We start from the raw sequence: 17,773 nt of genomic DNA, 5'->3' as shown, positions 1-17,773 counted from the left end.
GTCGCGATGCGAAATGCACTATGTCGATTGACCGTTGCGCATGATCGGGGCGACACCTTCCACGAGGTGGATCTCGCGCTGCCCCGCAGCATTGACGTGTGCGCGCTGATGCCGTCGATCGTGGAATTGGCACACGGTACGACCGCTGCGGTCACCGGCAGCGGGTGGCGGCTCCTCCACGTCGACGGTCAGCCGCTCGACCAAGCGATGACTTTGGACGAGAACGACGTTGACGACGGAATCACGCTGCTGCTCACCGCGGCCGTGCCGCCGAAGCCGGTGTGGCGACCCGGTGACGTCAGCCAGATCGCGGTGCAGCACGCCGACATCGAAGAGCGGCCGCCACGATTACCGGCGGCCGGTTGTCTGGTCGCGGCGGTTGCCGCCGCCGCAGCGCTCGGATGGACGGCGACCCCCGAGGGGCTGGTCACAAGCGCGGGCCTGACCGTGGTCACGGCGCTGGTGGCGGTCCTGGCGGACCGGGCATGCGTCGACGGCGCGCTGGCTGCGACGCTGAGCGTGGCGGCTGTATTGTTCGCCGCTGCAACGGGATTCGCGGCCGTCCCTGGCGCCCCTGGTGCCGCGCACGTATTGCTGTCGGCTGCGGCCGCGTTGTCGGCGGCCGTGGCACTGCTGCGCCTGACACGCTGTGCCACCACGTGGTTGGCGGCGATCGCAACGGTCGCCGTACTGACCGCCGCGGTGACGGGCGTCGCGGTCGGGTGGCACCTGCCCGGCGCGACCATCGGAGCGTCGCTGGCCGCCGCGTCGCTCGCTGCCCTGTCTTTTGCGCCGCGCATCTCGATGCTGGTGACCGGTGTCGGTCCGTCACCGCCTGATGCGCCGGTCCCGGACACCGACCGGGTGGGGCAGGCGCATCGGGTGCTGACCGGGGTGATCGTGGGCGCCACGAGCGCTGCGGTGCTGGGCTGCGGGGTCGTCGCGTTCGCGGCGCTGACCGACCGCGCGGCGAAGGTGAGCGCCGCCGCGTTCGTCGCCGTCACCGCTACCGTGCTGCTTCTTCGTAACCGCACGCACGCGGATCGGGCTCGCTGCACCGCGCTGGGCACCAGTGGAATCGTCACGGCCACTGTGTGCTTCGCGATCGCCGGTGCCGCATTGCCCGGCCACGTCCACTGGCTCAGCCTGCTGGCGGTCATCACCGGTGTCGCCGGGCTGACGCGGCCGGTCAGCCCCGTGACGCAGCGTGTGGTCGACGTCACCGAGTACCTCGCGGTCGCGGCCGTCGTGCCGCTGACCTGCTGGGTGGCCGGCGTCTACGACGCAGTCCGCGCCATGGGGCTGTCATGACGGCGGCGCGGCTGCTGTTGGCGGCGTTGCTGGTCGTGTTTCCGGTGTGCGTGGCGGCGCCGGCCACGGCGGTGACGCCGCCGCCTGTGGACGACTCGCGGCTGCCCAGAGCGGCGTCGCCCGCACCGCCGCAGCCCACCCGGCAGCGGGAGCCGTGTGTGCTGCCCGTACACAGCACCGAGGCCACCACATCGGGCCAACTGGACGACCTTGGGTTGGCGTCGGTTTGGCCACTGACCCGCGGGCGCGGTCAGACGATCGCGGTCGTCGACACCGGGGTGGCGCAGCATCGGCTGCTTCCACACCTGGTCCCCGGCGGCGACTACGTGTCGAGCGGCGACGGCACACAGGATTGCGACGGCCACGGCACGATCGTGGCCGGCATCGTCGGGGCGGCCGAAGAACCCACTTTTCAGGGCGTCGCACCAGACGCGACGATCATCGCGATCCGCCAGTCCAGCACGAAGTTCCGTGCCGTCGACGATGCCTCGGGTTCGGGGTTCGGCAACGTCGACACGCTTGCCATGGCGGTGCGCACCGCCGCCGATATGGGCGCCACGGTGATCAACGTGTCGTCGGTCGCGTGCCTGCCCGCCCAGGACGCGCTCGATGACCGTGCCCTCGGCGCCGCGCTGGCATACGCCGTCGACATCAAGAACGCCGTCGTGGTCGCCGCCGCAGGCAATGTCGGCGGCACCGGACAATGCCCGCAACAGAACCCGGCACAGGCCGGCAGGCCCGATTGGTCCGGTGTGCACGTGGTGGTCAGCCCGGCCTGGTACGACGATTACGTGCTGACGGTGGGGTCCGTGGCACCCAACGGCACCCCGTCGGCGTTCAGCTTGGCGGGCCCGTGGGTCGACGTCGCCGCACCCGGTGAAGGGGTGGTGTCGCTGGATCCCGACGGCGAAGGCCTCATCGCCGAACTACCGGGCGTCGACGGCGCGACGCCGATCGCGGGCACCAGCTATGCCGCCCCGGTTGTCAGCGGCGTCGCCGCGCTGCTGCGGTCGCGCGCACCCGAGTTGACGGCGCGGCAGGTCATGCAACGCATCGAGACCACAGCGCGTCATCCCGCTTCCGGATGGAATCCGATTGTCGGACACGGGGTGGTCGACCCCGTCGCCGCGGTGACCGGCGGCCCTGTCTCCGCGCCCCCACCCAGCGCACCCCGCACGGTGTCGATGCCCGCCCCGAACCCACCCGACGAACGACCCGCACACATCGCCGTGCGCGGTGCGGCGATCTGTGTTGCGTTGTCGGGGTGCATCATCGCAGGAGCACGATTACGGCGGCGATCCGATGCTGTCGCGCACGATTGACGCTGCCGCGACGCTGAGTTCGGGACCACGTGGCAGCCTGGCCAGCACCGGCCACGGCGCGGGCATCGCTGCGGCGGTCAGCCCCAGCCGTTTGGCGGCGTCCTCGTCGTGCACACCGAACACCACACCGGAGCCGTCGACGTAGTAGAGCGCACCGGTGCGGGCACCTGCCCCCGTGACACCGGTTGCCCGCACATAGGCGGCGCGACCGCGAGGCAGGTGCACCCGGTCGATCTGGATCCCGGCGCCGTCCGCCTGAGCCAATGTCACTGCCCGGTCGACCGGCAGCGAATCCCCGACCAGCACTGCAGTTTCCGTGGCGTCTGCCGAGCTGGACCATGTCCAGCGCGTGCACAGCACCGGCTCGTCGGCCACACCCCCGCGATCGGGAAACCGCCCGACCGGCAGGTCGTCGACCACCGGCACGGCGCCAATGACGCCCGGCTCGACGGTGGACATCTCGCGGGTGCCCGCGGAGTAGGTCAACCGGATCAGGTCGGCGGCCACCGCACCAATCCGCTGCACACCGTCCCCGAGTACAACGTAGTACTCGGTCGAATCAGCATGCGGCATGCGGAGAACCGTGCCCACCGAAAACCCGTGCAACGCAGCCGGTCCCGGTGTTCCGGCGTCCTCGATGGCGGGGACGGCGAGCTCGGGCACCTCCGGCACCGCGTCGAGCAACACCCGAGGCACGACACGCGGCTCGACACCATCGAGCCGAAGCGCGTGCACCACCGCGGGGTTGCGCAGGTCCACCTTGGCCCGCGCCCCGTCGTAGAGCAGATAGGTCGCTGCAGCCCCTTCTCCCCCGGCCACGACCAGCGCGTTGCGCCCCGCATCCAGATGTCCGTCGGCCGCCCCGACGAGCACTGTGGTGGTCGATGTCGCGTCCTGGCAGACCGTCCAGCGGGATTCCGCCAACGTGGCCGAGATGTTGGGTGCACCGGGAATACCCACCAGCGCACTCCTTTTCGCATCGTCGACAGCCGCAGCGTTGACCAGTTCGGGTGTGGCCGCGGTACCCGCGACCAGCCGGGCGGATGCCAGGTTGAGCACCGGATGCACGGTGTCGCCAATCCGCACATAGAGGGCGCCGGAATCGCGGACCATGACGATCGGTGCGGTTCCCAGCGCGCCCCTGGGGCTCAGGAACGCCAGGATCGCGCAGGCGGCGATCGCGATGGCCGCCAACACACAACCGGCGATCAACGAAAGCGACTGTGCGCGTAGTGGATCGTCGAGCATCCGCGCGTCGCCGCGGACCAGGGCATGCGACAGCCGCCGCGTCAGGAAGCGGTGCCCGCTGATCTGCAATCTGTTCGTCGCGTCCCGGACCATGGCTCCCCCGCAACCGAGCCTATCGGCCCGGCGGGTATGCGGCTCGCACCTTTTCTGGCCGCCGAACGTGGATTACCCGCACGCAGTTTTGCCGGCGGACGTGCGTCGACCCCACACTCGGCGAACACCGGCTAGCCGACCCCGCCGCCGCGCACACCTCGCGCGCGGCGTCGTCGATAGGCCGCCACATGTTGGCGGTTACCACAGTTCCCCGTGTCGCAGAACTTGCCCGAGCGGTTTCGCGAAAGGTCGACCAGGACGGCCTCGCAGTCTGGTGCCGCACAGGTTTTGAGCCGACGCAACTCGCCGATGCGGATCAGGTCGGCCAGCGCCATCGCCATCTCGGCTCCCATCCGCTGCCACAGCGGGGCGGAAACCGACGCCAGATGCAGATGCCACTCCGGCATCTCCGGATGCCGCGTCAGCCACGGGGCGGCGTGGGTGTCGCTCAGCAACGCGTTGACCTCGCCGACCACTTTCTCCTCGTCGTCGGCGACCGCCCAGATCCTCGCGAGCCGGTCGCGCAGCCGCCGCACGGCGCGCAGTTCGGCGTCGTCGTGGTCGCGGCGCCCCGTCCAGCCGAAGGTGTCCAGGTAGCTGCTCAAAGCAGCCATATCCGCGAGCCGGTCGCCCGCCACCCGATCGCTGTTGACCAGCACGCAGATGGCCCGCAGCGTGAGCTCGGTGTCATGACTGAAAAGCGTTTGACCCATGATCCCTCTCATCGGTACTGTCATGAGCAAAGTCCACTTTACTCATGACATGCTTTCCCGGAGGTGTAGATGCCCCCGCGCGCGCGTCCGGCCACCGACCACTTCCGGCTCGGCCTGGTACTGGCGCTCACCTCGGCGTTGGCGTTCGGTTCGTCGGGGCCGTTCGCCAAGTCGCTGCTGGACGCGGGGTGGACGCCGACGGCCGCGGTGGTCGCCCGGCTGGCCGGCGGCGCGCTGGTCATGGCGCTTTTCGCGACGCTGATCCGGCCCGGCTGGGTTCGCGAGGCGGCCACGCACCGCAGGGCGGTGCTGGCCTACGGTGTGATCCCGATCGCCGGGGCGCAGCTCTTCTACTACAACGCGGTTGCACACCTGTCCGTCGGCGTCGCGCTGCTGCTCGAGTACACCGCGCCCATCCTCGTCGTCGCGTGGGTCTGGGCCCGGACCCGGCGCAGGCCCAGCAACGGCACGCTGGCCGGCGTCGTCCTGGCTTTCACCGGAATGATATTGGTGCTCAACGTCTTTGCCGGTGCGCACATCAACGTGGTCGGCGTCGGCTGGGCATTGGCGGCCGCCCTATGCGCGGCCTGCTACTTCGTGATGTCGGCCAACGTTCACAGCGACGGCGACGAGGCCGTGCACCCCGTCACCCTGGCCGCGGGAGGTTTGGTCGTCGGCGCCGCCACGGTGTCACTGCTGGGCGCCACGGGCGTGATGCCGCTGACCTTCACCGCCAACGACGCCGTCGTCGCTGGCTGGACGACCTCCTGGCTGGTGCCCGTACTCGCCATGGGTGTGCTGGCCACCGCGCTGGCCTACACGCTGGGCATCCTGGGCATCGCGTTGCTGCGCCCGCGGTTCGCGTCCCTGGTGGGACTTTCCGAGGTGATATTCGCCGTGCTCGCCGCGTGGGTGCTGGTGGGTGAGTCGATCACCGTCACGCAGGCGGTGGGCGGCGCGATCGTGCTCTGCGGGTTGGCGCTGGCCCGTGCAGGCGATCGGTCCGCGGCGGTGGCCGAGGCGACCTGGCCGGACGGGCCGGTCGAGAAGTTGCCGACCACTTCCGATCGTTAGGCCTTCGGCCGTGCGGTATGTGAGTATGGCGGCGTGACTTTGCTGCGCGCGTTGCGCCTGCCCGCGGTCGCCGTCGCCGCCGTCGCACTCATCTGCGCCCCGATACCGTTGGCCATGGCCCAGCCCGGCCCGCTACCGGGGCCGCCGGAACCCGGGCACGGAACCGGAGAAGTACCTGGTCCGTACCCGTCCCCGGTGACACCGACCGCGGTCGCACCGAGGTCGACGTGCGCCGATATCGAGGTGATCTTCGCCCGCGGCACCGACGACACCCCGGGTCTGGGCACACCCGGCAACGCGTTCGTCAACGAGTTGCGCCAGCGGACCGGCGGCCGCAGCGTCACCGCATACGCGGTCGACTATCCCGCCTCCTACGACTTCCTGGCCGCCGCCGACGGTGCGGCCGACGCCACCAACCGCATCGCGGTTCTGTCGCAGCAGTGCCCGTCGACCCGCATCGTGCTCGGCGGCTACTCGCAGGGCGCCGCGGTGATGGACATGCTGGCCGGTGTGCCACCGCTGGGCAACAAGATCGGCTCCATCGGGTCGGCGCCCCCGTTGCCCGGCAGCCTGCAGCGAAACGTCGCGGCGGTCGTGGCGTTCGGCAACCCGGCGGCCAAGTTCGACAACCCGATCACCAGTTCGGTTTTCGCCGGCAGGGCGATCGACCTCTGCAAGGACGGCGACCCGATCTGTTCCGGCGGCCGCAATCCGTTCGCGCACAACGACTACGTCACTTCGGGACTGGTTCAGCAGGCCGCCGACTTCGCCGCTGGCCACCTTTGACCTGAACACCGCGGCCCGCCGATATCATCGGACCCCGTGGAACCCCCTCGTCTTCGCCGACGGTTCATCGGCGCTGCCCTTGCCGCGCTGACCGCCGCGGCCACCCTCGTCGCCCCGACGGTCGCCTCGGCGCAACCCTGCTCGGATGTGACGGTGGTGTTTGCGCGCGGCACCGGCGAACCACCCGGCATCGGGCGCGTCGGACAGGCCTTCGTCGACGCGTTGCGCCCCCAGCTGGGCGCACGGACGTTGTCGAGCTACGGGGTGAACTACCCGGCCAGCTACGACTTCGTGCTGGCCACCGATGGTGCGGCCGACGCGTCGGCGTTCGTCTCGAACATCGCGCAGACTTGCCCGTCGACCCGGATCGTCCTCGGCGGATTCTCTCAGGGGGCGGCCGTGGTCGACATGCTGGCCGGGGTGCCGCCGCTGGGCAACCGGCTTGGCGCGCTCGGGCCCATGCTTCCCGCGACGGCCATCTCGAAGGTCGCCGCGGTCGCGGTGTTCGGCAACCCCGCGGCCAAGTTCGGCAACCCGATCACCAGCTCGGTGTTCGGCGGGCGCGCAATCGACCTGTGCACCGACGGCGACCCGGTCTGCTCGCGCGGTCGCAATCCGTTCGCGCACCGCGACTACACCGCCATGGCACACCAGGCCGCCAACTTCGTCGCAGGTCTGGTGTAAAACCTTTGTCGACGGTCACGTCGATATCTCAGTTATCATCGGCGGGGTGAAATTCGATCTTGTCAGTCGGTGGGGACGTCGCGGAATTCTGCTTGCAGGGGCGGTTGTGCTCGCTGTCGCCGGGCTGATGACCCCGGCAACGATTGGCCACCAAGGGTTGGCGCCTGTTGCCGTCGCGCAATCCTGCCCGCCGGCGGAGCTCATCTTCGCCCGTGGCCGCACCGAATCCGCAGGGGCCGGGGTGATCGGCAATGCCCTCATCAGCGCTGTGCGCAGCAAGACCGACAAGACCGTCAACCTCTACTCGGTGAACTATCCCGCGGACTATGAGATCGACATCGGCGCCAACGACATGAGCTCACGCATCCAGGACATGGCGGCACGGTGCCCCGACACCCGGCTGGTGCTGGGTGGCTATTCGCTGGGCGCCGCGGTCACCGACGTCGTGCTGGCTGCGCCCATCGCGGCGCTCGGCTTCGACAAGCCGCTGCCGCCGGGGATGGACCGCCATATCGCGGCCATCGCGCTGTTCGGCAATGGCATCGCCTGGGTCGGGCCGATCACGAATTTCAGCCCGCTCTACGGGGAGCGCACGATCGAGCTGTGCCACGGCGCCGACCCGATCTGCAGCCCGGCCGACCCCAAGACCTGGGAGGGCAACTGGCCCGACCACGCCGCGCGGGCCTACATCAACGCCGGCATGGTCAACCAGGCCGCGGACTTCATCGTGGCCCGCATCTAATATCTGCGATTTCGGCGCGCTTATGCCCCCTCAGGGGCCCTGTCCGCGCCGAAATCACTCGCTGAACGCAGGCCGCGGGTCACCTTGGTGCGGGCCTCGAGCTGATCGTCGGGTGGGTAGTCGACGCCGACGAGCGTCAGCCCCTGCGGTGGTGCCGCGGCGAACTCGCTGGAGCGTCGCTGGGCCTTTAACAGCGTTGCGCACCAGGTCGGTTCGCGGCGCTGTTCGCCCACCGCCAGCAGCGCACCCACCAGTGAACGCACCATCGACCAGCAGAACGCGTCGGCGCTGACGTGGGCGGTGACGCGGTCGCCGTCGCGGGACCAGTCCAGCCGCTGCAGGTCACGAATCGTGGTGGCGCCCTCCCGGTGGCGGCAGAACGCGGCGAAGTCGTGCAGCCCCAACAGGTGTCGGGACGCGGCGGCCATCGCGTCGACGTCCAGCGCACGCGGCCACGCCGTCACGAACCGGGCGTCCTGCGGTTCGACGCCGTAGGGCGCCGTCGACAGCCGATAGGTGTAATGGCGCCGCAGCGCCGAGAACCGCGCATCAAAACCCGCTGGCGCCCGGTCGATGTGGAGCACGCGCACGTCGGAGGGTAGGAACCTGGCCAGCCGGCGCACCAACGGAAGGAACTCGCTGTCGCCTTGACGTGGCGTGCGGGGATAAGCGCACGGCAGCGCGTCGGCGGGCACGTCGACGTGCGCGACCTGCCCTGTGGCGTGCACACCGGCGTCGGTGCGTCCCGCCGCGCGCAACCGCACCGGGGTGCGAAACACCGTCGACAACGCGTCGTCGACGACACCGGCCACCGTGCGTTGCCCGGCCTGGGTCGCCCAGCCGGCGAAATCGGTGCCGTCGTAAGCGATGTCAACGCGAAGACGAACGGGCCCGCCACCGTTGCCGATGGCGGGCCCGTCGCTCACGTCACTAGGACTTGTCGTCATCCTTATCGGCTTGCGCCTCGGCGGCCTCGCTCGACTCGGCCTTGGCCTCCTCGACCGACTCGTCCTCGGTCGGACCCTCAGCGGCCTCCGGCTCGACGGAAGCCTGCGGTGCGGCCGCCGCCGCGACCGGCTGCTCGGCCTTGTTCGACGCGCCCACCCGCCGAGCTCGCTCGGCCTCCGAGGTCACCGTCTTCTCCCGCACCAGCTCGATGACCGCCATGGGCGCGTTGTCGCCCTTGCGTGCTTCGACCTTGATGATGCGGGTGTAGCCGCCGTTGCGGTCGGCGTAGAACGGGCCGATCTCGGCGAACAACGTGTGCACCACGTCCTTGTCGCGGATCTTCTTCATCACCTCACGCCGGTTGTGCAGCGTGCCCTTCTTGGCATGGGTGATCAGCTTCTCCGCATAGGGCCGCAACGCGCGCGCCTTGGGCTCGGTCGTCTTGATCCGGCCGTGCTCGAAGAGCGATGTGGCCAGGTTGGCCAGGAGCGCCTTCTGATGCGAGGACGACCCGCCGAGGCGAGGGCCCTTGGTGGGCTTAGGCATTTGAAACCTCAGGCATTGCGAACTCCTATTAGGGATGTGACGTACTAGAGCTGTTCGGTTTCGGCGTAGTCCTGGTTATCCTCCAGGTCGTAGCCGGCGTCGCTGTTCCAGGTGCCGGTGGCGGCGTCGTAGCCGGCGACCTCGGACGGATCAAACGTGGCCGGGCTGTCCTTGAGCGACAGACCCAGCTGGTGCAGCTTGATCTTGACCTCGTCGATGGACTTCTGGCCGAAGTTACGGATGTCCAGCAGGTCGGACTCCGTGCGGGCGACCAACTCGCCCACCGTGTGCACACCCTCACGCTTGAGGCAGTTGTAGGACCGCACGGTGAGGTCCAGATCGTCGATCGGCAACGCGAAGCTGGCGATGTGATCGGCCTCGGCCGGCGACGGCCCGATCTCGATGCCCTCGGCCTCGACGTTGAGTTCCCGTGCCAGACCGAACAATTCGACCAGCGTCTTACCGGCCGACGCCAGCGCGTCGCGCGGGCTGATGGAGTTCTTGGTCTCGACGTCGAGGATCAGCTTGTCGAAGTCGGTGCGCTGCTCGACGCGGGTGGCCTCCACCTTGTAGGTGACCTTGAGCACCGGGCTGTAGATGGAATCGACCGGGATGCGGCCGATCTCGGCGCCCGACGCCTTGTTCTGCACGGCGGGCACGTAGCCGCGGCCGCGCTCGACGACGAGCTCGACCTCCAGCTTGCCCTTGTCGTTGAGGGTCGCGATGTGCATATCGGGGTTGTGCACCGTCACACCGGCTGGCGGGACGATGTCGCCCGCGGTGACCTCACCCGGGCCCTGCTTGCGCAGGTACATGGTGACCGGCTCGTCCTCCTCAGACGAGACGACCAGACCCTTGAGGTTGAGGATGATGTCGGTGACGTCCTCCTTCACCCCGGGGACCGTGGTGAACTCGTGCAGCACACCGTCGATGCGGATGCTGGTGACTGCCGCGCCGGGGATCGACGACAGCAGGGTTCGCCGAAGCGAATTGCCAAGGGTGTAACCGAATCCGGGCTCCAACGGCTCGATGACGAACTGAGAGCGGTCCTCGGCAAGTACCTCTTCGGACAGTGTGGGTCGCTGAGAGATCAGCATGGTGTTTCTCTATCTCCTTCTCGGCACCCGCTATTTGATGCCGTCGGGGGGTACTCGGGGGGCGGAGCCCCCCGAGGGTTTACTTCGAGTAGAACTCGACGATGAGCTGCTCGGAGAGCGGCACGTCGATCTGCTCGCGGGTGGGTAGCTGGTGCACCAGGATGCGCTGGCGTTCGCCGACGACCTGCAGCCAGCTGGGGATCGGCCGATCACCCGCGGTCTCGCGCGCGATCTGGAACGGCAGGGTGTTCAGCGACTTCTCTTTGACGTCGATGATGTCGTACTGCGACACCCGGTAGCTGGGGATGTCCACCTTGACACCGTTGACGGTGAAGTGGCCGTGGCTGACCAGCTGGCGGGCCTGACGGCGGGTGCGTGCCAGCCCCGCGCGGTAGACCACGTTGTCCAGCCGGCTCTCCAGGATGCGCAGCAGCTCCTCGCCGGTGACGGCCGAGCGTCGCACGGCCTCTTCGTAGTAGCGGCGGAACTGCTTTTCCATCACGCCGTAGGTGAAGCGGGCCTTCTGCTTCTCCTGCAGCTGCAGGCGGTATTCGCTTTCCTTGACCCGGGAGCGGCCGTGCTGGCCGGGCGGGTACGGGCGCTTCTCGAATGACTGATCGCCGCCGACCAGGTCGACGCCGAGGCGGCGCGACTTGCGGGTCGCGGGTCCGGTGTAACGAGCCATCTGAAATCTCCTCCTAGACCCGGCGCCGCTTGGGCGGACGGCAGCCGTTGTGCGGCTGCGGCGTGACATCGGCGATCGCGCCGACCTCGAGGCCGGCGGCCTGCAGCGACCGGATGGCGGTCTCGCGGCCCGAACCCGGGCCCTTCACGAACACGTCGACCTTGCGCACGCCGTGCTCCTGCGCCTTGCGGGCGGCGTTCTCAGCGGCCAGCTGCGCGGCGAACGGCGTCGACTTACGCGAGCCCTTGAAGCCGACGTGGCCCGAGGACGCCCACGCGATGACGTTGCCCTGCGGGTCGGTGATCGTCACGATCGTGTTGTTGAACGTGCTCTTGATGTGCGCGGCGCCGTGCGGGACGTTCTTCTTTTCCCGGCGACGGGTGGTCTTACCCTTCGCGGCACCCTTTTTTGCTGGTGGCATCTGCTTACCTGGCCTTCTTCTTGCCGGCGATGGTGCGCTTGGGGCCCTTGCGGGTGCGCGCATTGGTCTTGGTCCGCTGGCCGCGCACCGGCAGGCCACGGCGGTGCCGCAGACCCTGGTAGCAGCCGATCTCGATCTTGCGGCGGATATCGGCCTGCACCTCGCGGCGCAGATCGCCCTCCACCTTGAGGTTGCCCTCGATGTAGTCGCGCAGCTGGGTCAGCTGGTCGTCAGTGAGGTCCTTGGTGCGTTGGTCCTTGGAGATACCCGTCGCCGCGAGGATCTCGTTGGAACGGGTACGGCCAATGCCGTAGATATAGGTCAGGGCGACCTCCATGCGCTTATCGCGCGGGAGGTCTACGCCCACGAGACGTGCCATCAGGCAGTGTTCCTTCTGCTATGCGGAGGTCTGGTCCCAGCCCGTTCCCCGATGGGGTCCGGCCTCCGTACCGGACGTGATGAGCGGCGCTGTTCCGTCTTTTTGGCGCTTGACGCGCCGGGCAGCTCAGTGGTGCTGGGATTTCGTCATTCAGTTGTGTTTGAAACAGGCGCGTTAGCCCTGTCTCTGCTTGTGGCGCGGATCGGAGCAGATCACCATGACCCGCCCATGCCGGCGGATCACCCTGCACTTATCGCAGATGGGCTTGACGCTCGGGTTCACCTTCACGGCTGTGTCGATCCTGTTCTTCTCGTTCGAAAATTACTTGTACCGGTAAACGATGCGGCCCCGGGACAGGTCGTAGGGCGACAACTCCACCACGACGCGGTCCTCGGGCAGGATGCGGATGTAGTGCTGCCGCATCTTGCCGCTGATGTGGGCAAGCACCTTGTGACCGTTCTCCAGCTCAATGCGGAACATCGCATTGGGCAGAGGTTCGACCACGCGGCCCTCGACCTCGATGGCACCGTCTTTTTTGGCCATTATGTTTCGGAGATCCTCCGTGTCCTTCTCGTACTGCGGCGCCTTTGTCGCCGCGAGCGGCGACACCCTGCACGGCGTGACTCGCTCCCGACTACAAAACGTGAGCCAGTAGCCAGAAATTCCAGACAGGGGCACGCAAGAGTCGGCGCGTGAGCCGCACCGCCGATCCATATTACCTGCTCGAGCGCCCGCCCCAAAATCGCTGGCCGACGACCCCCGCGCGGTGAATATCACCACTATATCCGCGGGCCGCACAGCGCATACTTGACGTCGATGACCGGCCCCACTGCCCGCAAGCCCGTAATCCTCTCCGTCGACGACGATCCAGCCGTGTCCCGAGCGGTCGCTCGCGACCTGCGCCGCCACTACGGTGAGGTCTTCCGCATTGTGCGCGCCGAATCGGCGCAGGACGCCCTGGAGACGCTCAACGAACTCAAGTTGCGCGGTGAGACGGTCGCGGTGTTCGTCGCCGACTACCGGATGCCGCAGATGAGCGGCATCGAGTTCCTCGAACAGGCGATGGACATCTTTCCGATGGCCCGCCGCGTGCTGCTCACCGCCTACGCCGACACCAACGCCGCGATCGATGCGATCAACGTCGTCGACCTGGACCACTACCTGCTCAAGCCGTGGGACCCGCCCGGGGAGAAGCTCTACCCGGTGATCGACGCGCTGATCGAGGCGTGGCGCGAGACCGGCGACCGGGCAATCCCGCACACCAAGATCATCGGGCACCCCTATAGCGCCCGCTCCTCGCAGGTGCGCGAGTTCCTCGCCCGCAACCGGCTGTACTACACGTGGTTGCGCTCCGACGAGCCCAAAGGCCGACGTCTGCTCGACGCCGCGGGCTTGGACGACCTGACGCTGCCGGTGGTGATCACCGAACAGGGCGAGACACTGGTCGCGCCGTCCGACGCCGATCTCGCCGCGACGCTCGGCCTGTCCACCACACCGGCCGAGGACTTCTACGACCTCGTCGTCATCGGTGGCGGGCCTGCGGGGCTGGCGGCCGCGGTGTACGGCGCCTCGGAGGGGCTCAAGACCGTGCTGATCGAACGCACCGCCACCGGGGGCCAGGCGGGCCAGAGCTCACGCATCGAGAACTACCTGGGTTTTCCGGACGGGTTGTCGGGCGCTCAGCTCGCCGAACGGGCGCGCCGGCAGGCCGAGAAGTTCCGCGCGGAGCTGATCACCGCCGCTGAGGTCACCCGCCTCGATGTCGACGGCGCCGCCCGCACCATCCACCTCTCCGACGGACGGGCGGTCGGCACCCGCGCGGTCATCCTGGCGATGGGCGTCGACTACCGCCAGCTCGACGCCGACGGCTGCACCGGTTTGACGGGTGCCGGGCTTTATTACGGTGCGACGGCGTCGGTGGCCGCGGACTGCGACGGCGAGGACGTCTTCGTCATCGGAGGGGCGAACTCGGCAGGCCAGGCCGCGATGCACCTGTCGCGCACCGCGAGGTCGGTGACCCTGGTGTGCCGTCGCACGCTGGAAGATTCGATGTCCTACTACCTGATCCAGCAGATCCGCGCCCAGCCCAACATCAAGGAGCTGCCCTACACCAGGGTGCACGCGGTCAAGGGCGCCGACCATCTGGAACGCGTTTTCCTGGAGAACACCCGCACCGGGGAGCGCGAAGAGCACGGCTGTGAGCGCATGTTCGTCTTCATCGGCGCCGAACCGCGCACCGACTGGGTCGAGCAGGCCGGCATCGCCCGCGACGACCACGGGTTCGTCCTGGCCGGCCCCGATCTGCGCAACGTCGCCGGCTGGACCCTTGATCGTCCGCCGCACCAGCTGGAAACAAGTGTGCCGGGGGTGTTTGTTGCAGGTGATGTGCGTTCGGAATCGGCCAAACGGGTGGCCGCCGCCGTCGGTGAAGGATCGATGGCGGTGATGCTGGTGCACCGCTATCTCGCGGAAGCTTAGGGAGACGACCATGGGCCAGACCTGCCTGCCCGACGAACTGCGTTCGCTGTTCCTGTTCGAGGCGCTCGACGACCGGCAGCTGCAGGTGCTGTGCGACAACGGCTACATCGCGACGTTCGAGCCGGGACCGATCTGCACCGAGGGCGACCCGGCGACCTGCTTTTACGTGCTGCTCGAGGGCGAACTGGTGATGTCGAAACGCTCGAGCGGCATCGATATCCAGACGGCCCGCACCTCCCAGCGCGGGGTGTACTGCGGCGCATGGTCGGCCTACGTGCCCGGTGAGGAACATGTCTACGAGGCGTCGGTGCGGGTCGCCGAGCCGTCGCGGTTCTTCGTGCTGGACGCCGACGCGTTCGCCGAGTTCATGCGCACCGAGTTCCCGATGGCCGTGCACCTGCTGGAGGGTCACCGCGTCGGCGGGCGGCGACAGCGCGAGATCGTCGGTCAGCGCGAGAAGCTGTTGGCGCTGGGCACCATCACCGCGGGCCTGACCCATCAGCTCAACAATCCGGCGGCCGCGGCCGCAAGGGCGGTTGCCGACCTGCGCGAGGGCGTCGGCAAGATGCGCCACAAATTGGCGATGCTGGCCGACGGCCAGTTCACCCCCGAGGCGCTAAGGACGCTGATCAGCATCCAGGACGAGGTCACCGAACACGTGGCCAAGTCGACGGCGGTGGAGTTGTCGGCGCTGGAGTCCTCCGACCGCGAAGAGCAGATCGGCGACTGGCTCGAGGCGCGCGGGATCAGCGGTGCCTGGGACTGGGCACCGACCTTTGTCGAGGCCGGCCTAGACCTCGACTGGCTGCAGCGTGTGGAAGCCTCCCTCGACGACGTGGACTGCTCGGCCACGTTGCAGGGCGCACTCGGCTGGCTCAAGTACACGATCGACACCGAACTGCGGATGAACGAGATCGCCGATGCCAGCAAGCGGATCTCGGCGCTGCTGGCGGGCGCCAAACAGTACTCGCAGATGGACCGGGACGAATACCAGACCGCCAACGTGCACGAGCTGATCCACAGCACGGTCAAGACCATCTTCGGCGGCAAGGTGGGCAAGGACAAACCGATCGAGATGGTGTGGGACAAGGACACGTCGTTGCCCGAACTACATTGCTACCCGGGTGATTTGAACGAGGTATGGTCGAACTTGATCGATAACGCGATCCAGGCGATGGACGGCCGCGGCACCCTGACGATCCGTACCGCACGGCACAACGACGACATGGTGCGCGTGGAGATCTGCGACGACGGTCGCGGCATCCCCACAGACCACATCGACCGCATCTTCACCCCGTTCTTCACCACCAAGGCGTTCGGCGAGGGCACCGGGCTCGGCCTGGATCTGGCGCGTCGCATCGTGGTCGAAAAGCACCACGGTGACATCCGGGTGGAGTCCTCGCCCGGCGACACCCGGTTCATCGTACTGCTGCCGCTGGTGGCGCCCGCACCGCAGGAATGACACTCATAGAGTTGGAGCAGCTATGACCAAACCCGATCTCGGTCCATACGGTGCGTTCGGCCACCACTCGATGTGGCAGCGGCTGAGCCCGCAACAACTGCGCGAGATCGAGAGCCTCGGCTACCGGGCGATCTGGGCAGGTGGTTCGCCGGCGGCCGAACTGTCGTGGGTGGAGTCACTTCTCGAACCAACCACCGACCTGAAGGTGGCCACCGGCATCGTCAACATCTGGACCGCGCAGCCGGGCCCGACCGCGGAATCGTTTCACCGCGTCGAAAAGGCCTATCCCGGACGGTTTTTGCTGGGTATCGGCGTCGGACATCCCGAAGCGCACACCACGTACCAGAAGCCGTACCGCGCGCTGAGCGACTACCTCGACAAGCTCGATGAGTACGGCGTGCCCAAACAGCGCCGGGTGGTCGCCGCGTTGGGTCCGCGGGTCCTGCGGCTGTCGGCGCAGCGCTCCGCGGGCGCCCACCCGTATCTGACGACGCCCGAGCACACCGCGGCGGCGCGTGCGGCGATCGGCCCGGAGGCGTTCCTGGCGCCGGAGCACAAGGTGGTGCTGACCACCGACGCCGAGAAGGCCCGTGCGGTCGGCCGCAAGGCACTCGACATCTACCTCAACCTGACGAACTACCTCAACAACTGGAAGCGACTGGGCTTCACCGACGAGGACGTGGCGCGCCCCGGCAGCGACCGTCTCGTCGACGCCGTCGTCGCCCATGGCACCGTGGAGGCCGTAGCGTCCCGGTTAAAGGAGCATCTGGACGCCGGCGCGGACCACGTACCCGTGCAGATACTGGCCGGACCGGACAAGCTGGTCGGCGTGCTCACCGAACTCGCGGGCCCGCTGGGCTTGCAGTGACCTCGAGGGGGATCAACGAATGACTGAGCTCAAACCCGAACTCGGCCGTTTCGGCGTCTGGACGTTCGGGGTGGCCAAGCCCGAACAAGCCGTCGAGATCGAGAAACTCGGGTACGGCGCGGTGTGGATCGGCGGGTCCCCGGCCGGCGATCTCAAGTATGTCGAACCGATCCTGGAGCGCACCGAGAACCTCACGGTGGCCACCGGCATCCTCAACGTCTGGACCGCGCCTGCTGAGCAGGTCGCCGAGGCCTACCACCGCGTCGAGGACGCCTACCCGGGACGGTTCTTGCTCGGGATCGGCATCGGGCATCCCGAGCACACCGAGGAGTACCGCAAACCCTACGACGTGTTGGTCGAGTACCTCGACGCGCTGGATGCGGCCAAGGTGCCGACGAGCCGGCGTGTGCTCGCCGCGTTGGGTCCCAAGGTGCTGAAGCTCGCAGCGCAGCGCAGCGCGGGCGCACACCCGTATCTGACGACGCCGGTGCACACCGGTGAGGCGCGAAACCTCTTGGGGCCGACGGTGTTTTTGGCGCCCGAGCACAAGGTCGTGCTGGCCAGGGACGCTGAGGCTTCCCGCGAGGCCGGCCGCGAAGCGGTCGATTTCTATCTGAACTTGTCCAACTACCTGAACAACTGGAAGCGGCTCGGGTTCACCGAGGACGACCTCGCCAAGCCGGGCAGCGACCGGTTCATCGACGCGATGGTCGCCCACGGCACGCCCGACGACATCGCCACGCGGCTGACCGAGCATCTGGACGCCGGCGCAGACCACGTCGCGATCCAGGTGCTCGGCGGGTGGGACGCGTTGGTGCCGACGCTGACCGAACTCGCCGGACCGCTCGGCCTGAGGAGCTGACACTCATCACCGCGGCCTCAGGCCCGCGCCCGAGCCAATGGTCCTGTCTCACAC

20 protein-coding genes are annotated in these 17,773 nt (G+C 68.1%); 10 read left to right on the top strand and 10 right to left on the bottom strand.

The annotated features are described in order from the left end of the window. Window positions 1-27 precede the first annotated feature (27 nt). Complete coding sequence (gene eccD / locus ABQE44_RS04550; RefSeq protein ID WP_448428499.1) at window positions 28-1,311, top strand: type VII secretion integral membrane protein EccD; 1,284 nt, start codon at window positions 28-30, stop codon at window positions 1,309-1,311. Then, window positions 1,308-2,633 carry a type VII secretion-associated serine protease mycosin gene (mycP, locus tag ABQE44_RS04545; RefSeq protein ID WP_448428497.1) on the top strand — a complete coding sequence of 442 codons (1,326 nt, stop codon included), beginning with the start codon at window positions 1,308-1,310 and terminating at the stop codon, window positions 2,631-2,633. Before eccD ends, mycP begins: the two co-directional genes overlap by 4 nt. Here mycP and eccB read toward each other — a convergent pair. Then, the gene (eccB, locus tag ABQE44_RS04540; RefSeq protein ID WP_448428495.1) at window positions 2,598-3,974 is read right to left on the bottom strand and encodes a type VII secretion protein EccB; all 1,377 of its coding nucleotides are present in this window, start codon (window positions 3,972-3,974) and stop codon (window positions 2,598-2,600) included. The genes mycP and eccB overlap by 36 nt on opposite strands. A 131-nt stretch (window positions 3,975-4,105) precedes the next feature. Then, on the bottom strand, window positions 4,106-4,687 hold the full coding sequence (locus ABQE44_RS04535; RefSeq protein WP_448428493.1) for a CGNR zinc finger domain-containing protein: 582 nt from the start codon (window positions 4,685-4,687) through the stop codon (window positions 4,106-4,108). 69 nt (window positions 4,688-4,756) lie between these two features. On the opposite strand from ABQE44_RS04535, the gene ABQE44_RS04530 reads away from it, so the two are divergent. From ABQE44_RS04530 to ABQE44_RS04515, 4 genes are read left to right on the top strand one after another with little or no spacing between them, the layout of a single operon-like run. Then, window positions 4,757-5,761, top strand: coding sequence for an EamA family transporter (locus ABQE44_RS04530; RefSeq protein WP_448428491.1), 1,005 nt, complete (start codon window positions 4,757-4,759; stop codon window positions 5,759-5,761). 39 nt (window positions 5,762-5,800) lie between these two features. Next, window positions 5,801-6,547 (top strand): cutinase family protein, encoded by a 747-nt coding sequence (locus ABQE44_RS04525; protein WP_448428785.1) that lies wholly within the window; start codon window positions 5,801-5,803, stop codon window positions 6,545-6,547. A 36-nt stretch (window positions 6,548-6,583) separates the two neighbouring features. Continuing rightward, window positions 6,584-7,231 (top strand): cutinase family protein, encoded by a 648-nt coding sequence (locus ABQE44_RS04520; protein ID WP_448392855.1) that lies wholly within the window; start codon window positions 6,584-6,586, stop codon window positions 7,229-7,231. Window positions 7,232-7,256: 25 nt separating this feature from the next. Next, window positions 7,257-7,973 carry a cutinase family protein gene (locus tag ABQE44_RS04515; RefSeq protein ID WP_448393132.1) on the top strand — a complete coding sequence of 239 codons (717 nt, stop codon included), beginning with the start codon at window positions 7,257-7,259 and terminating at the stop codon, window positions 7,971-7,973. A 20-nt stretch (window positions 7,974-7,993) separates the two neighbouring features. On the opposite strand, the gene truA is transcribed toward ABQE44_RS04515, so the two are convergent. The 8 genes from truA to infA all read right to left on the bottom strand — a co-directional run bounded on the left by truA (window position 7,994) and on the right by infA (window position 12,592). Continuing rightward, on the bottom strand, window positions 7,994-8,920 hold the full coding sequence (truA, locus tag ABQE44_RS04510; protein WP_448392854.1) for a tRNA pseudouridine(38-40) synthase TruA: 927 nt from the start codon (window positions 8,918-8,920) through the stop codon (window positions 7,994-7,996). After that, window positions 8,904-9,467, bottom strand: a complete 564-nt coding sequence (gene rplQ / locus ABQE44_RS04505; RefSeq protein WP_448392853.1) for a 50S ribosomal protein L17 — start codon at window positions 9,465-9,467, stop codon at window positions 8,904-8,906. The genes truA and rplQ overlap by 17 nt, the downstream gene beginning before the upstream one ends. A gap of 44 nt (window positions 9,468-9,511) precedes the next feature. Next, complete coding sequence (locus ABQE44_RS04500; RefSeq protein WP_448392852.1) at window positions 9,512-10,564, bottom strand: DNA-directed RNA polymerase subunit alpha; 1,053 nt, start codon at window positions 10,562-10,564, stop codon at window positions 9,512-9,514. A 79-nt stretch (window positions 10,565-10,643) separates the two neighbouring features. Continuing rightward, the gene (gene rpsD, locus ABQE44_RS04495; protein ID WP_448392851.1) at window positions 10,644-11,249 is read right to left on the bottom strand and encodes a 30S ribosomal protein S4; all 606 of its coding nucleotides are present in this window, start codon (window positions 11,247-11,249) and stop codon (window positions 10,644-10,646) included. Between the two features lie 13 nt (window positions 11,250-11,262). Beyond that, complete coding sequence (rpsK, locus tag ABQE44_RS04490; protein WP_448392850.1) at window positions 11,263-11,670, bottom strand: 30S ribosomal protein S11; 408 nt, start codon at window positions 11,668-11,670, stop codon at window positions 11,263-11,265. 4 nt (window positions 11,671-11,674) lie between these two features. Beyond that, window positions 11,675-12,049, bottom strand: a complete 375-nt coding sequence (gene rpsM / locus ABQE44_RS04485; protein ID WP_448392849.1) for a 30S ribosomal protein S13 — start codon at window positions 12,047-12,049, stop codon at window positions 11,675-11,677. A gap of 174 nt (window positions 12,050-12,223) precedes the next feature. Beyond that, a complete protein-coding gene (gene rpmJ, locus ABQE44_RS04480; RefSeq protein WP_003879483.1) occupies window positions 12,224-12,337 on the bottom strand; it encodes a 50S ribosomal protein L36 in 114 nt (37 codons plus the stop codon). A 33-nt stretch (window positions 12,338-12,370) separates the two neighbouring features. Beyond that, window positions 12,371-12,592: a translation initiation factor IF-1 gene (gene infA / locus ABQE44_RS04475; RefSeq protein WP_003418601.1), complete on the bottom strand. Its 222-nt coding sequence runs from the start codon at window positions 12,590-12,592 to the stop codon at window positions 12,371-12,373. Between the two features lie 273 nt (window positions 12,593-12,865). Between infA and ABQE44_RS04470 the strand changes: the two genes are divergently transcribed. Genes ABQE44_RS04470 through ABQE44_RS04455 form a run of 4 tightly spaced genes read left to right on the top strand, consistent with a single transcriptional unit; the run spans window position 12,866 to window position 17,719 of the window. Beyond that, window positions 12,866-14,527, top strand: coding sequence for an NAD(P)/FAD-dependent oxidoreductase (locus ABQE44_RS04470; RefSeq protein ID WP_448392848.1), 1,662 nt, complete (start codon window positions 12,866-12,868; stop codon window positions 14,525-14,527). A 10-nt stretch (window positions 14,528-14,537) separates the two neighbouring features. Continuing rightward, window positions 14,538-15,989, top strand: a complete 1,452-nt coding sequence (locus ABQE44_RS04465; RefSeq protein ID WP_448428489.1) for an ATP-binding protein — start codon at window positions 14,538-14,540, stop codon at window positions 15,987-15,989. Window positions 15,990-16,011: 22 nt separating this feature from the next. Beyond that, window positions 16,012-16,857, top strand: coding sequence for an LLM class F420-dependent oxidoreductase (locus ABQE44_RS04460; RefSeq protein WP_448428487.1), 846 nt, complete (start codon window positions 16,012-16,014; stop codon window positions 16,855-16,857). Between the two features lie 19 nt (window positions 16,858-16,876). Beyond that, window positions 16,877-17,719, top strand: coding sequence for an LLM class F420-dependent oxidoreductase (locus ABQE44_RS04455; RefSeq protein WP_448392845.1), 843 nt, complete (start codon window positions 16,877-16,879; stop codon window positions 17,717-17,719). The last annotated feature ends 54 nt before the right edge of the window (window positions 17,720-17,773 follow it).

It is taken from the genome of Mycolicibacterium sp. XJ2546 (assembly GCF_053483195.1).
The sequence above is the reverse complement of the archived record's forward strand: the minus strand, read 5'-3'. Positions and strand labels throughout refer to the sequence as shown.

Coding starts and splice junctions, on each gene's coding strand:
- mycP (WP_448428497.1), top strand. CDS start 1,308: ATGACGGCGGCGCGGCTGCTGTTGGCGGCGTTGCTGGTCGTGTTTCCG.
- eccB (WP_448428495.1), bottom strand. CDS start 3,974: ATGGTCCGGGACGCGACGAACAGATTGCAGATCAGCGGGCACCGCTTC.
- ABQE44_RS04535 (WP_448428493.1), bottom strand. CDS start 4,687: ATGGGTCAAACGCTTTTCAGTCATGACACCGAGCTCACGCTGCGGGCC.
- ABQE44_RS04530 (WP_448428491.1), top strand. CDS start 4,757: ATGCCCCCGCGCGCGCGTCCGGCCACCGACCACTTCCGGCTCGGCCTG.
- truA (WP_448392854.1), bottom strand. CDS start 8,920: ATGACGACAAGTCCTAGTGACGTGAGCGACGGGCCCGCCATCGGCAAC.
- rplQ (WP_448392853.1), bottom strand. CDS start 9,467: ATGCCTAAGCCCACCAAGGGCCCTCGCCTCGGCGGGTCGTCCTCGCAT.
- ABQE44_RS04500 (WP_448392852.1), bottom strand. CDS start 10,564: ATGCTGATCTCTCAGCGACCCACACTGTCCGAAGAGGTACTTGCCGAG.
- rpsD (WP_448392851.1), bottom strand. CDS start 11,249: ATGGCTCGTTACACCGGACCCGCGACCCGCAAGTCGCGCCGCCTCGGC.
- rpsK (WP_448392850.1), bottom strand. CDS start 11,670: ATGCCACCAGCAAAAAAGGGTGCCGCGAAGGGTAAGACCACCCGTCGC.
- rpsM (WP_448392849.1), bottom strand. CDS start 12,049: ATGGCACGTCTCGTGGGCGTAGACCTCCCGCGCGATAAGCGCATGGAG.
- infA (WP_003418601.1), bottom strand. CDS start 12,592: ATGGCCAAAAAAGACGGTGCCATCGAGGTCGAGGGCCGCGTGGTCGAA.
- ABQE44_RS04470 (WP_448392848.1), top strand. CDS start 12,866: ATGACCGGCCCCACTGCCCGCAAGCCCGTAATCCTCTCCGTCGACGAC.
- ABQE44_RS04465 (WP_448428489.1), top strand. CDS start 14,538: ATGGGCCAGACCTGCCTGCCCGACGAACTGCGTTCGCTGTTCCTGTTC.
- ABQE44_RS04460 (WP_448428487.1), top strand. CDS start 16,012: ATGACCAAACCCGATCTCGGTCCATACGGTGCGTTCGGCCACCACTCG.
- ABQE44_RS04455 (WP_448392845.1), top strand. CDS start 16,877: ATGACTGAGCTCAAACCCGAACTCGGCCGTTTCGGCGTCTGGACGTTC.